The 12,088-nt window shown below is 68.8% G+C and carries 13 protein-coding genes and 3 pseudogenes; 7 read left to right on the top strand and 9 right to left on the bottom strand.

The window, feature by feature from the left end; translation table 11 throughout:
- Positions 1 to 108: pseudogene (locus tag ACK59X_RS22540) on the bottom strand (aminocyclopropane-1-carboxylate deaminase/D-cysteine desulfhydrase family protein); the annotation flags it as partial.
- Positions 102 to 875, bottom strand: a pseudogene (locus tag ACK59X_RS22535) (saccharopine dehydrogenase family protein); the annotation flags it as partial. The pseudogenes ACK59X_RS22540 and ACK59X_RS22535, both read right to left, overlap by 7 nt.
- Before the next feature lie 273 nt (positions 876 to 1,148).
- Here ACK59X_RS22535 and ACK59X_RS22530 point away from each other — a divergent pair.
- The 4 genes from ACK59X_RS22530 (at position 1,149) to ACK59X_RS22515 (ending at position 4,185) form a co-directional block, all read left to right on the top strand.
- Complete coding sequence (locus tag ACK59X_RS22530; protein WP_409960611.1) at positions 1,149 to 1,634, top strand: YiaA/YiaB family inner membrane protein; 486 nt, start codon at positions 1,149 to 1,151, stop codon at positions 1,632 to 1,634.
- A 68-nt stretch (positions 1,635 to 1,702) separates the two neighbouring features.
- Positions 1,703 to 2,161, top strand: coding sequence for a hypothetical protein (locus tag ACK59X_RS22525; protein WP_409960610.1), 459 nt, complete (start codon positions 1,703 to 1,705; stop codon positions 2,159 to 2,161).
- Between the two features lie 14 nt (positions 2,162 to 2,175).
- Positions 2,176 to 3,006, top strand: coding sequence for a DUF2145 domain-containing protein (locus ACK59X_RS22520; protein ID WP_409960609.1), 831 nt, complete (start codon positions 2,176 to 2,178; stop codon positions 3,004 to 3,006).
- A gap of 60 nt (positions 3,007 to 3,066) precedes the next feature.
- The gene (locus ACK59X_RS22515; protein WP_409960608.1) at positions 3,067 to 4,185 is read left to right on the top strand and encodes a serine endopeptidase; all 1,119 of its coding nucleotides are present in this window, start codon (positions 3,067 to 3,069) and stop codon (positions 4,183 to 4,185) included.
- A gap of 111 nt (positions 4,186 to 4,296) precedes the next feature.
- Here ACK59X_RS22515 and ACK59X_RS22510 read toward each other — a convergent pair.
- A pseudogene (locus tag ACK59X_RS22510) lies at positions 4,297 to 4,686 on the bottom strand (GGDEF domain-containing protein); the annotation flags it as partial.
- On the opposite strand from ACK59X_RS22510, the gene ACK59X_RS22505 reads away from it, so the two are divergent.
- Together ACK59X_RS22505 and ACK59X_RS22500 are read left to right on the top strand one after the other, a co-directional pair.
- On the top strand, positions 4,601 to 4,948 hold the full coding sequence (locus ACK59X_RS22505; protein ID WP_409960607.1) for a hypothetical protein: 348 nt from the start codon (positions 4,601 to 4,603) through the stop codon (positions 4,946 to 4,948). The pseudogene ACK59X_RS22510 and the gene ACK59X_RS22505 overlap by 86 nt on opposite strands.
- Before the next feature lie 57 nt (positions 4,949 to 5,005).
- Positions 5,006 to 5,434, top strand: a complete 429-nt coding sequence (locus tag ACK59X_RS22500; RefSeq protein ID WP_409960606.1) for a hypothetical protein — start codon at positions 5,006 to 5,008, stop codon at positions 5,432 to 5,434.
- Between the two features lie 368 nt (positions 5,435 to 5,802).
- On the opposite strand, the gene ACK59X_RS22495 is transcribed toward ACK59X_RS22500, so the two are convergent.
- From ACK59X_RS22495 to tgt, 3 genes are all read right to left on the bottom strand, one after another.
- On the bottom strand, positions 5,803 to 6,954 hold the full coding sequence (locus ACK59X_RS22495) for a diguanylate cyclase (RefSeq protein ID WP_409960605.1): 1,152 nt from the start codon (positions 6,952 to 6,954) through the stop codon (positions 5,803 to 5,805).
- Between the two features lie 113 nt (positions 6,955 to 7,067).
- Positions 7,068 to 7,586, bottom strand: a complete 519-nt coding sequence (locus ACK59X_RS22490) for a hypothetical protein (RefSeq protein WP_409960604.1) — start codon at positions 7,584 to 7,586, stop codon at positions 7,068 to 7,070.
- Positions 7,587 to 7,605: 19 nt separating this feature from the next.
- Positions 7,606 to 8,778, bottom strand: a complete 1,173-nt coding sequence (tgt, locus tag ACK59X_RS22485; protein WP_409960603.1) for a tRNA guanosine(34) transglycosylase Tgt — start codon at positions 8,776 to 8,778, stop codon at positions 7,606 to 7,608.
- A gap of 99 nt (positions 8,779 to 8,877) precedes the next feature.
- On the opposite strand from tgt, the gene ACK59X_RS22480 reads away from it, so the two are divergent.
- A complete protein-coding gene (locus tag ACK59X_RS22480) occupies positions 8,878 to 9,372 on the top strand; it encodes a universal stress protein (protein WP_409960602.1) in 495 nt (164 codons plus the stop codon).
- Between the two features lie 74 nt (positions 9,373 to 9,446).
- Here the strand turns inward: ACK59X_RS22480 and ACK59X_RS22475 are convergent, their stop codons facing one another.
- From ACK59X_RS22475 to ACK59X_RS22465, 3 genes are all read right to left on the bottom strand, one after another.
- On the bottom strand, positions 9,447 to 9,842 hold the full coding sequence (locus ACK59X_RS22475) for a hypothetical protein (RefSeq protein ID WP_409960601.1): 396 nt from the start codon (positions 9,840 to 9,842) through the stop codon (positions 9,447 to 9,449).
- A 430-nt stretch (positions 9,843 to 10,272) separates the two neighbouring features.
- The gene (locus tag ACK59X_RS22470; RefSeq protein ID WP_409960600.1) at positions 10,273 to 11,445 is read right to left on the bottom strand and encodes a phospholipase A; all 1,173 of its coding nucleotides are present in this window, start codon (positions 11,443 to 11,445) and stop codon (positions 10,273 to 10,275) included.
- Between the two features lie 211 nt (positions 11,446 to 11,656).
- The coding region (locus tag ACK59X_RS22465) for a 3'-5' exonuclease (protein ID WP_409960599.1) at positions 11,657 to 12,088 on the bottom strand (432 nt) is incomplete at its 5' end.

The raw sequence follows: 12,088 nt of genomic DNA, 5'->3' as shown, positions 1-12,088 counted from the left end.
CAGGACACGGGAGCCTTCGGGGAATTCGCCCTTGCGCACCATGTCGATCATGCCGTGCATGGACTTGCCTTCGTACACTGGGTCGGTGAGCATGCCCTCCTGGCGTGCTGCAGCAAAAAGTTGGAGCGGTGCACGTTGCGCGTGTTGATGGCCGCCATCACAAAGGGCGCGACCCACATGCCCAGGGCTTCGTCCTCCATGGGCTTGTGGCCCGTGGGCTGGCGCGGGCCCTCGAAGCCGGGCGTGAGCGAGAACGGGTTCTTCAGCAGCTCCAGCACCTTGGGGTCCGCCGCCGAGGCGGCCATGGTGGCCTGCAGGCTGGCCGCCGTGCCGCCCGAGAACGTGCCCTTGAGCTTGCGCACCCGCCCGCGCACGCGGCTGGCAGGGTGGCCGAAGCGGGCCTTCATCTCACGCTGCAGCATGAACACCCCCAGGTCGAAGGGGATGGAGTCGAAGCCGCACGAGAACACGATGCGCGCGCCGCTGGCCTTGGCCGCGGCCTCGTGCGCGTCGATCATGTGGCGCATCCAGGCCGGCTCGCCGCACAGGTCCACATAGTCCACGCCGGCGGCGGCGCAGGCGGCGACCAGCTCATTGCCGTAGAGCTGGTAGGGCCCCACGGTGGTCAGCACCAGGCGCGTCTGCGCCATCAGCGCCTGCAGGCTCTCCGTGCTGGCGCTGTCGGTCACCACCAGGGGCATGTCAGCCGGGGCGCCCAGCTCGTCGCGCACGGCGGCCAGCTTCTCGGCGCTGCGCCCGCCCATGGCCCAGCGCAGGCCGCTGCCGGCGGGGTAGCGCTGCAGCAGGTATTCCACTACCAGGCGGCCGGTGAAGCCGGTGGCGCCGTGGACGACGATGTCATAGGGTTTGGTCATGGGGTCTCCAGGGAATGGGTCGCGCGGGCAGGTCCCGCAATCGCCGGAATTGTCAAAGACCCGGGCTGCCTTGGCTGTCGCCGATGCGCTGCCGGTGGTAGTTTGCAAGCAACTTTCGGCTCGGATAAGGGTGTCAAAGTGTGACCAAGTACCGTAAAACGATACTGGGGAGCCGGCGCGACGCCACTGTGGTGGTTCAATGCGGACACCCGGCTGGCGCTTTGCGACCATTCGTTCCGTGTTCAACAACGGCCCCAGGGCCACACCACCTGTATGTCCGCATCTTCCTTCGTCGTTCAGCGTGATACCAAGGCCTGGCAGCTCCAGGTGTGGATTTCGTTCGGCATTGCCGTGTTCCTGTGCGCAGTCGGCCTGGCCTGGCTGCCCGGGGAGCAGTTGGAGCGCGCGTTCATGGTGATGGGCTATGTGTTCTGCCTCTCGGCCGCCTTCGTGCTGGCCAAGTTCGTGCGGGACAACGAAAGCGCCGCGCGCCGCGGCGCTGGCGACACCCCCATGTGGAAGCTGGTGGTCTGGGGCGGCTTTGCGGTCGCCATGGTCCTGACGGGCTGGGGCCTGTTCGGCATGGAGATCAACGTGACCTACAAGGCCTTCCTCGGTGTGAGCTGGCTGTACCTGATCACCACCGCCTTCACGCTGGCCAAGATGCTGCGTGACCGCCATGAAGCCGACCTGGCCGAAGCCCGGCTGCAGGGCCGCCGCGAAGCCGCCCAGTCGGCTGCTCAGAACAGCAGCAACTGATACTGTCCAAATGCCATTCCCCGGCACAGCGAGTGCCGGGGGCGCCAACCTCTGAGGAGTGAATGACCATGAGAACCCTGCAACGCACCCTGGCCCGCACACTGCTGGCCGCCACCTTCCTTGCGGCCCTGGCCAGCCTGCCGGCCCGCGCCCAGAGCGAGGCCTCGGCCGCGCTGTCCCTGCTGCCGGTGGCCTCCGTGGTCGGCACGGCCTCGGTCGCCTCGACCGCTGCCGGCGCCGCCGTGGCCCTGCCAGCAGCCCTGTCGGTCGGTGGTGCCGTGCTCTCGGTGCGCGCCGTGGAGGTCTCGGCCGTGGGCATCGTGTACGTGCTCGAACGCGCCTCGGACGGTGCCCGCGTCAGCGTCGAGGTGCTGGGCCGTGGCATCGGCGCTTCGGCCCATGCCGTGGGCACGGTGGTGGTCTGCACCGTGATCGGCTCGGGCGTGGTGCTGTCCGTGGCCGGCGAGGCCCTGGCCTTCGTGCCCAACGCCATCGGCCGCGCGCTGCTGTACAACGAGCGCCTGTGAGGGAGAAGGCAGCCATGCACCCACAAGCCACCTTGCACCCGCCCGGCCTGCGCCGGGTCCTGGGCTCCGCTCTGCTGACCGGCGCTGCACTGTTCCCTGCCACCCAGGCCCATGCGGGCCGCTCCTGCGAGGCCCAGAAGCCGCCGTCGGCCAAGACCGTGGAGCGCGGCATGCAGCTGGCCGAGCGCACCTCCCAGGCCCTGGACGCGACCGGTGCCCAGGTCGTGATGCTGGGCCGCGCGGGCCAGGACCTCAGCAAGTACGGGCTGCGCTACTCGCACCTGGGCTGGGCCTACAAGACCCCCGAGGGCCCCTGGCGCGTGGCGCACAAGCTCAACGAATGCGGCACCGCCGTGGGCCACCTGTACCGCCAGGGCCTGGGCGAGTTCTTCCTCGACGACCTGTGGCGCTACGAGGCCGTGTGGGCCGTGCCCACGCCCGAGGTGCAACAGCGCCTGGTCGCGCTGCTGCAGGACAAGGGCCGCACCAAGGCCATGAACCAGCCGGCCTACAGCATGGTGAGCTATGTCTGGGGCACCAAGTACCAGCAGTCCAACCAGTGGGCACTGGAGACCCTGGCCGCCGCCATGGAGCCGGCCACCGTCAACAGCCGCGAACAGGCGCAGGCCTGGCTCAAGTTCAAGGGCTACGAGCCCACCACGCTCAAGATCGGGCCGCTGACCCGCATGGGCGGGCGCGTGGGCTCGGCCAACATCGCCTTCGACGACCACCCCAACGACAAGCGTTTCTCCGACCGCATCGAGACCGTGACGGTGGACTCGATGCTCACGTGGCTGCAGCGCGCCCAGTTGGGCGCGGCCCCTGCGACGCTGGTCCTGAAGTGACGTGACACTGCGCCTGGGCGTGCTGCCCGGGTGCCCCATTGGCAAGAGGGAGAACGGTCCATGAGCAAATCCTTGCGGCTTTCCGAAAAGTGGTTCCGCCGCGGCCTGTGGCTGGTGGCCTTCGTCTTCGCCGGCTTCCTGATCGGCCTGGGCGGTACCATCGTCGGCGACCTGCCCCAGGTCGAAAAGCGCCTGGTGGTCGAGGACTTCGTCGACAAGGCCGCCTACGACCGGGTGCGCGAGGAAGTGCGCAGCTCGCGCAAGGCCGAGGAAGACGCCGAGACCGCGCTGCAGCAGGCCCAGCTGCAGCGCAGCAAGGCGCGCAGCGAAAGCGCCGCCGAGCGCGAGACCTTCAACAACTGGCTGGCCACGCGCAGCGCCACGCAGCGCGCCGACCAGGACCCCGAGGTCATCGCCCGCACGCAGAAGCTCGACGTGCTCAAGCTCGCCGAGCGCAAGACCCAACAGGCGGTCGAGGCACAGCAGCAGGCCGCGCTCGATGCGCAGCAGGCCGCCAGCGCCGCCCAGCAGCGCCAGAGCGAGATGGAGCGCGAGGGCTATGGCCGCATGTCCATCGAGCAGCGCAAGCTCGAACTGCGCGTCTTCCTGTACCGCCTGGCGCTCACCCTGCCGCTCCTGGCCATTGCCGGCTGGCTGTTCGTCAAGAAGCGCAAGGGCACCTACTGGCCCTTCGTCTGGGGCTTCATCTTCTTCGCGCTGTTCGCCTTCTTCGTGGAGCTGGTGCCCTACCTGCCCAGCTACGGCGGCTATGTGCGCTACGTGGTGGGCATCGGCATCACGGTGCTGGTCGGGCGCTACGCCATCCTGGCCCTCAACCGCTACCTGGAGCGCCAGAAGCTGGCCGAGGCCCTGCCCGACCAGGAGCGGCGCAAGGAGCTGAGCTACGACGTGGCCCTCGCGCGCCTGGCCAAGAGCGTGTGCCCCGGCTGCGAGCGGCCGGTGGACCTCAAGAACGAGGCGATCGACTTCTGCCCGCACTGCGGCATCGGCCTGTTCGACCACTGCGGCGTGTGCACCACGCGCAAGAGCGCCTTCGCCCGTTTCTGCCATGCCTGCGGCGCCGCCGCGGCCGGCGCACCGGCACCCCAGGTCTTGCCGGTGATCCCGCCCGCGCCGCCCGTGGCGCCAGGACCGGTGGCACCCGGCGGCGTGTCCTGATGCGATAAAGCCAACCCGCCCACAAGGGCCTGGCGTGGAGCCGGGCTCGTACAAGTGGGTGCGGTCACGGCCGGTCGCTTTGGCTTGGTACAGCGCGGCATCGGCATCGGACATCAGGGCGCCCAGCGAGTCCTGGGCCGATACGCCGGTGCGCACCACCAGGCCGATGCTCACCGTGGCGTGCAGCGGCTCGCGCTGCCCCGCCAGGGCGAATGGGTGGTTGCGCACCTGCTTGCACAGGCGCCGCGCCACCGCCATGGCATCGGCCTGGCGGATGCGCGGCAGCACCACGGCGAACTCCTCCCCGCCCAGCCGGCCGAACAGGTCACCGGGCCGCAGCGCCTCGCTGACCGTCGCGGCAAAACCGTGCAGCACCTTGTCCCCCTGGGCGTGGCCATAGGTATCGTTCACGCGCTTGAAGTGGTCCAGGTCCAGCATCAGCACGGCCACGCTGCTGCGCTCGCGCGCCAGCCGGGCCAGCAGCTTGCTGCCCTGGGCCATGAAGGCGCGGCGCGCCAGGGCGTCGGTCAGGAAGTCGTGGCTGGCCGCGCGGTGCAGCCGGCGCATGGCCTCGACACTGGCTGCCTTGGCCGTGGCGACCGACAGCGGGCCCAGGCCCAGCAGCGAGATGCCCGCGCGCAGCGAGAACACGGCCCAGGCGTTGGCGGGTGCGAACGCCAGGTCCAGCATGCCCGCGCCGGCCGCAATCGCCAGGCCGAAGCAGGTCAGCATGGAGAGCACGCTGGTGGCAAATACACCGTAAGTGAGCGCACACCACAGCAGCGCCGGAACCGGAAACGCCAGCGCCCCGGGGCCGCCGATGGCGATCGCCGCCGCCTCGCTGGCCGCCAGCGCCAGCAGGGGCGCCGCGTACTTCCAGCGGCGCCGGGACCAGCGGCGCTTCTTGAGCGTGCGCCGTGCCTCCTGCGGGGTCGGCAGGCTCAGCATGACCGGCAGGATCAGCACGCTGTTGATCAGCTCCGTGCAGAACCACATGCCCAGGGCCGTGGGCCAGGTGGTGCTGAACAGCAGCGGGCCCGTGCCCGAGCCCGCCAGCGCGGCAGCCGCGCTGGCGGCCACGCAGATGCCGAACATCAGCACCGCCGACATCTGCCGCTTGAGGAAGCGCGTGGCCACCGGCACCTGGCCGAACAGCCACCAGCCCGTGGCCACGCCGCACAGGTTGGCGGCGGCCAGCCACAGCGTCACCAGGGGCGCGGTGCCCGTCACCAGGTCCGCGGCCACGTAGCCCACGGCGGCGGCGGCCCAGGTGCCCGACGCGGCCAGGCGCGGATAGCGCACCAGCAGGCCCAGCAGCAGCGCATTGGCGGGCCAGAAGGCGGCCATGAAACCCAGGGGCCGGGTCACAATGCCCAGCAGCGACGCAGCAAAGACCAGCAAGCCGATGGCCGTGCACAAGCCCCAGCCCTTCAGCGGGCCGGCGGCGGTGCCGGGGGAGGGGGGGCGAAGCAAAGACGGCATGCGTTGAGGTTCAGGGCCGCGAGGCAATTGGCACCCACTGTAGCTGTGAAATCTCCCAGCGCCCTTGGAGGCCTGGGTGCAGACCATTCTGGCAACGGTGGGCAGTGGTGTCCGGGCGGCATGTTTTTCAGGCGGTCAGACTCCTTGCACTGCAGTGTTTGCCGCCAGAACCACCTGGTTGCGCCCCGATTGCTTGGCCCTGTAGAGGGCATCGTCCGCCCTCTTGAACCATATCTCCGCAGCGATGGGCGTGCCATGTACCCAGGCCAGGCCGATGCTGACCGTGACCGGAATCCGCGACCCCTGTGCCTCGATGTGCAACATGGCAACGCTGGAGCACAGCCGCTCGGCAATTGCCTGGGCTTCCGCCTGTGTCACCGCCGGCAGGTAGACCACGAACTCCTCGCCGCCCATTCGCGCCAGCAGATCCGAACTGCGCAACTGCCCTTGCAGGCACCGTGCAAACTCCACCAGCACCCGGTCACCAACGGCATGGCCATAGCGGTCATTGATCTGCTTGAAGCGATCAAGGTCCAGTTGGGCGATGGCACTCTGGGGTGGCAGCCGGGCAGGCAACCGCGATTCCAGCCAACGCCGGTTGCCAGTGCCGGTCAGTGGGTCGGTGTGGGCCGCCTGCTCCAGACGGATCTCGGCGCGCTCATTGGACAGTGCCGCCACCATGAGCGCCATGCCGAAGTGGCAGAACATCTGCACGGAGAAGGCCCAGGCAAAGCCGGGCGAGCTTGCCGTGCCGCTGAGGATGTAGGCGAGCCGCAAGGCATAGATGCTGCCGCTCAATCCCAGAAAGGCGGCCATCAGCGTGCGCGAAGGCAGGGGCTCGGCGCGGCGGTCGCGCAGTATCTCGAACGTGCAGGCCGCCAGTACCAGCGTGGCCGTGGCGTGGAAGACGCCTGCGCGCAACAGATTCTGCAGGGGAAACCCCGTGGCGATGCCCACCGCCAGGCATGCCAGCGGCAGCAGCACCACGGCCCGCCAGGGCACTCGCCTGCGCCCGCTGAAGCTGCGCACCCCGGCCCAGAAAAGGGCGTACCCGCCAGTGCCCAGCAGCAGGCTGCCATGCGTCCACATCCACATCGGCAGGGCTGCGCTTTCGCCGCGCCAGGCCAGCACCGCTCCCACCGCCAGCATCACATAGGCCGCGGCCAGCGATGCCAGGCCCTGGGGTCGGCACGAGTGGCGGCGGATGTGGAAGATGCTCAGGGCACCGGCGATGAGAGAGGTGTTGTAGAGAAGGAGAACGGTGGCCAGGTCGAGCTGGAAGTCCATGGAGTCGTGTGCGCAGATGTGTCGCGCCGATTATCGAGGGGCACCGTGACGCTGCTCTGGCCGCCGCGCTTTCAGCGCGGGCGGGTGCCCGGCGGGGCGGACATGGCTTCTGGCTACCTGGCGCGCCACGCTTGCCACCGCTGGCGCCATTGGCGCTTGAGCACCCGGCCCACGCGCCACGGCCATGAGGCCCGTACACGGGCGAGCAGCGCCGCCTTGATGCGCGTCCAGTGGCCATGGAGCCAGGCAAACCAGCGCAGCTGCAGCAGTGCCGGCTGGGTCAGCGTGAACAGGCGGGCGAGTACCGCCGTGCCCACCAGCTTGGCCGCCACGATGATGAGCATGCCCAGCAGCACATGCCCCTGGCCGATGGTCCACAGCGCCAGCAGCTTGATGGGCAGCAGCATCAGCGAGGGCAGCGCGAACACCAGCACCGCGGCCCAGGGCGGCAGGCTGCGCACGGCGCCTTCGATCCAGCGCAGTCCGGGCCAGCGGCCGATGCGCGCCAGCACCCGCTGCAGCGGCTCCCAGCCCCATTCCTCGAAGACGATGACCAGCGCCAGCAGCCAGCCGGCCAGGTGGCCGATCAGCCGCAGCGGCCACAGCAGCACGTTGCGCAGGGACGGGGGCACGGCTGCAGGGGAATGGTAGTCAGACGCCGCGCGCCCGGTCCGCCTTGAACTGTGCGCGGAACTGGGCAAAGCTGCCCGCGTCCAGCGCCTCGCGCACCTCGCGCATCAGGTTCAGGTAGTAGTGCAGGTTGTGGATGCTGGTGAGCATGGGGCCCAGCATCTCGCCGCAGCGGTCCAGGTGGTGCTGGTAGGCGCGGCTGAAACCCTCGCGCCCGCCGGCCTCCCACGAGATGCCGCTTTGGCCAGCGCAGGCGTGGCAGGTGCAGCTGGTGTCCAGAGGCTGGTGGTCGCTCTTGTGGCGTGCGTTACGGATCTTGAGGTCGCCATAGCGCGTGAACATGGTGCCGTTGCGTGCATTGCGCGTGGGCATCACGCAGTCGAACATGTCCACGCCCTGGGCCACGCCCTCGACCAGGTCCTCGGGCGTGCCCACGCCCATCAGGTAGCGCGGCTTGTTAGCGGGCAGCAGATGCGGCGTGTGCGCCATGATGCGAAGCATCTCGTCCTGGGGCTCGCCCACCGACACACCGCCCACGGCGTAGCCGGGGAAGTCCATCTCCACCAGGCGCGCGAGCGACTCGGCGCGCAGGTTCTCGTACATGCCGCCCTGCACGATGCCGAACAGCGCGTTGGGGTTGTTCAGGCGGTGGAACTCGTCCTGGCTGCGCTTGGCCCAGCGCAGGCTCATCTCCATCGACTGGCGCGCCTCGCGCTCCGTCGTGAGGTGGCCCTTGGTCTCGTAAGGCGTGCACTCGTCGAGCTGCATCACGATATCGCTGTTGAGCGTGGTCTGGATCTGCATGCTCACCTCGGGCGACATGAACAGCTTGTCGCCGTTCACGGGGCTCGCGAAGGTCACGCCCTCCTCGGTGATCTTGCGCATGGCGCCCAGGCTCCAGACCTGGAAACCGCCCGAATCGGTGAGGATGGGCTTGTTCCACTGCTCGAAGCCGTGCAGCCCGCCAAAGCTCTCCATCACGTCCAGGCCCGGGCGCATCCACAGGTGGAAGGTGTTCCCGAGGATGATCTGCGCGCCCATGTCGTGCAGGCTCTGCGGCATCACGCCCTTGACGGTGCCATAGGTGCCCACGGGCATGAAGATCGGTGTTTGCACCACGCCGTGGTTGAGCGTGAGCGTGCCCCTCCGCGCGTGGCTGGTAGGGTCGGTGGTGAGAAGGTCGAACTGCAGCATGGGCTGCATTGTCCCAGACCGCACGGGACGTGAGGCCATGGGTGCCTGTGCGCACCGTGCATCGGTACACTGGTCCGTAAACCAACGGAAGGAGAACCCATGTTCAAGATCCTGATCGCCGTGGACGGCTCGGACCTCTCCCTGGACGGCGTGCACCATGCCCTGGGCCTGGTGCGCCAGGGCCTTACGGCCAGCATCGTGCTGGCCAATGTGCAGGAGCCCGCCACGCTCTACGAAATGGTGACCGCGCGCGATGCCGACCTGATCGCCGCCGCCAGCCTGGAGGCCGGCGAGCACCTCATGGCACCGGCCCGGGCCCTGCTCGATGCGGCCGGTGTCTCCTACGAAACCGACATCGGCGTGGGCGACGTGGCCCACACCCTGGTGGACATGATCGAGCGCAGCGGCTGCGACCTGGTCGTCATCGGTGCGCGCGGGCAGGGCGCCATCAGCAGTGCCTTGCTGGGTTCGGTGTCGCAGGAGGTGGCCCATGCCAGCCCCGTACCCGTGACCATCGTCAAGCATGTCGACGTGGCGCGCCAGCTGGAGCCTGAAGCGGAATCGGAAGACGGAACGGCCGAGGCCTCGCTCTGACCGCTGGCTGCGTGCCGCGCTGACGCGAAAAGGGCCGCGTGAGCGGCCCCTGGGCATCGCCGTTCGCTGGCGGCTCAGGCCGCCTTGCGGAAGGGCTGCTCTGCCGTGGTGCCGCGCTGCAGCTTGCCATGCGGCAGGCTGGCCAGGCGCGAGAACATGCGCCGCACGTAGCCGTTGACCCACAGGCATTTGTTGAGCTCGTCCACCGGCAGCGGGCCTGACACCACCACGATGTCGTTGGCCATGTCCTGCGCACCGGCAGCGCGCAGGCGGCGGCGCGTGTTGTTGGCCCAGGACTGGATGCGCGTGGGGCTGCCATGCTGGTGCACCTGGCCGGTGTGCGCATCGAAGGCAATGGCCACGGTATCGGTCTTGAGCTTGAACCTGCGCTCACCCGTCACGGCGCTGGGCGCCTCGCGCATGTCGTACAGGTAATAGCTGCCGGCCTTGAGCTGGTATTGCATGTCCATGGTGGTTCCTCTCTGGGGGCATTGTCGAGGGCGCACCACAGGGCAATCGCAGGGAATGGGGCCGGAAAACGCCTCTTATCGGCGCGTGATCCGCACTGGCATGCCAGTCGGTGCGCGTGCCATTGTGCGCGGCCCCTCGGCAACTGCAAATGAAACTTGACCGCAATTGAGTAACGGTTTGTGAGAGGGTGAGCACCCTTTGCCTGGACCGCGTTCTTGCTGCTGCTGGCCGAACGCGCGCAGCCTGGGCCAGGGCCACCGCGCAAGGGCCGCCCCGCCGCTCCCCATTCCCGAATCGCGCAGCGATTCGGGAAAAGGGGCTGAGGGCCGCGGCTCCAAGCCTGCCTGCGCAGGCTTGGACGTGCCCGAAGAGCCGCCGCCTCTGGCGGCGGTGCCGAGGCGCGCCAGCGACTCAGCGGGATGTACCCTGCTAGAAATCCACCAGACTCAACCCCAGGCTGAACACCGTCCGCTTGCGGTTGTAGTCGATCATGCTGTCGCCAGAGCCGCTGAACAGCTGGGTGTGCAGGCGCAGGTTGCTCTTGCTGCCCAGAAAGCCCGAGCCCAGCGTCTGCAGCCACTCCACCCGCAGCGAGCCGCGGTCGCTGTTGCCCAGCGAATGGCGCATCGTGGCGCCCAGGGTGTTGTCCTTGTCGTAGTTCCAGAAGGCGGCCAGCTCGGCGCGGCCCACGTAGTCGCTGATGCCGGGGTTGTCGTCGCTGCCTGCGCTTTCGGAGAAGCGTTTCCACAGGCGCGCACGCACGTTGATGTCGTTGCCCAGTTCCAGGCCGGTCATCAGGTAGGCGCGGTTCCAGCTGCGCGACAGCGGCTTGCTCTGGCCGTTGGACTGGTGCACCAGGCCGATGCCGCTGTAGCGCCAGCGCCAGCCGAAGGGCAGCTTGGCGTCGGTGGGGTAGACATACATGACTTCCGGCTCGTGGTCCGTGGTGCGGAAGGGGCGCGAGATGTCGGAGGTGAACAGCTGCCAGTACGACTGCTGCGTGTAGCCGAACCAGACCGAGTCCTTGAGGGTCGGGTGGCCCTGGGTGAGCAGGCCCTGCGCAATCTTGGTGCGCACCGACAGCTGGATGCGGGTTTCGGCGCGCCGGTAGGGCGTCGATTCGGTGGCGGAGTTGCCATCGTTGCCCGAGGTGGGCTGCCGGTTGACGTTGCTCGCACCCACCACCGACGCCGTGATGGGCCGGTAACCGCGGAAGCTGAAGGTGCCGCAATCGCTGCCCGACTCCAACTCCCAGAAGCGCGAAAGATCGCTGTACTGCGGGTCGCGGCAGCCCTCGGTGCGCGCCACCTCGATGATGCGCGTGGCCGGCAGCGTGGTGTCCACCGGGGGCGGCACGGCATTGTTGGCTTCGGCCGTGGCGGCGGGCGACTGCCAGGCCTGCTGGCCGGCCCATTGGTCGAAGCAGGCCAGGCGGGCCTGGTTGTCGTCGGACAGTGCGGCGCAGCGGCGCCAGGCGGCCTGGTCGCCCGCGGTGGTGCTGCCAGGGGCCATGCCCGGGGTGGGGGTCCCTTGTGCGAAAGCTGCACCGGCCGGTGCCAGCACCGCCAGCGCCAACGCCACCGTGCGGCGGGTGGCCGCCATGCCCGGTGCACCAGCATGGGCACGGCGAAGGGACAGGAGAGGGGTGCTGTGAGGTTGATGCATGTACATGGTGTTTCTTGCCGCGATGGCAGTGGGCGACCTGGCGGGGCCAGGGCGCTGGATTGCTTGCCGGTGCCCATTTTTCCAGAGACGGGCCGCCGCCGGATGTCGGTGGCGATCTTGACCTACATGCGGGTGTTGCGTGCGCGCGTCACATAGGTGCAGCGTCGCTGCTGGCCTTGGCCTTGGCCGCGAACTCCGCGCGCAGGGCCCTGAGCTTTTCTCGCGGGTCTTCGCGGGCGGTGGTGCGGTCCAGCCCCATCTCGGCGATGAAGCGGCTCGGCCGGGCCTGCACCATCTCGCGGCCCTTCTTGCGCCGCTTGGTCCAGCTCACGGCCAGCGTGCGCTGCGCCCGGGTGATGCCCACGTACATCAGGCGCCGCTCTTCCTGCAGGCGCTGCTGCGTGTCCTCGGCCACCACCTTTTGGCGGCCCTCGTGGTCGTCGTGCTTGAAGGGCAGCATGCCCTCGGTCACCCCCACCAGAATCACGTGCGGCCACTCCAGGCCCTTGGACGCATGCAGGGTCGAGAGCACCACCATGTCCTGGTCCTGATCGCGTTCGGAAATGGTGGACAGCAGGGC

The organism is Acidovorax sp. (assembly GCF_046339755.1).
Classification (GTDB): domain Bacteria; phylum Pseudomonadota; class Gammaproteobacteria; order Burkholderiales; family Burkholderiaceae_C; genus Acidovorax.
This window is presented reverse-complemented; position numbering and strand designations above follow the sequence as displayed.

Excerpts from the sequence above, each read along its gene's own strand:
- ACK59X_RS22515 (WP_409960608.1), top strand. The coding sequence starts at position 3,067 with ATGAGCAAATCCTTGCGGCTTTCCGAAAAGTGGTTCCGCCGCGGCCTG.
- ACK59X_RS22470 (WP_409960600.1), bottom strand. The coding sequence starts at position 11,445 with ATGGCGGCCACCCGCCGCACGGTGGCGTTGGCGCTGGCGGTGCTGGCA.
- ACK59X_RS22480 (WP_409960602.1), top strand. The coding sequence starts at position 8,878 with ATGTTCAAGATCCTGATCGCCGTGGACGGCTCGGACCTCTCCCTGGAC.
- ACK59X_RS22475 (WP_409960601.1), bottom strand. The coding sequence starts at position 9,842 with ATGGACATGCAATACCAGCTCAAGGCCGGCAGCTATTACCTGTACGAC.
- ACK59X_RS22525 (WP_409960610.1), top strand. The coding sequence starts at position 1,703 with ATGAGAACCCTGCAACGCACCCTGGCCCGCACACTGCTGGCCGCCACC.
- tgt (WP_409960603.1), bottom strand. The coding sequence starts at position 8,778 with ATGCTGCAGTTCGACCTTCTCACCACCGACCCTACCAGCCACGCGCGG.
- ACK59X_RS22495 (WP_409960605.1), bottom strand. The coding sequence starts at position 6,954 with ATGGACTTCCAGCTCGACCTGGCCACCGTTCTCCTTCTCTACAACACC.
- ACK59X_RS22530 (WP_409960611.1), top strand. The coding sequence starts at position 1,149 with ATGTCCGCATCTTCCTTCGTCGTTCAGCGTGATACCAAGGCCTGGCAG.
- ACK59X_RS22500 (WP_409960606.1), top strand. The coding sequence starts at position 5,006 with ATGGCGATCGCCGCCGCCTCGCTGGCCGCCAGCGCCAGCAGGGGCGCC.
- ACK59X_RS22520 (WP_409960609.1), top strand. The coding sequence starts at position 2,176 with ATGCACCCACAAGCCACCTTGCACCCGCCCGGCCTGCGCCGGGTCCTG.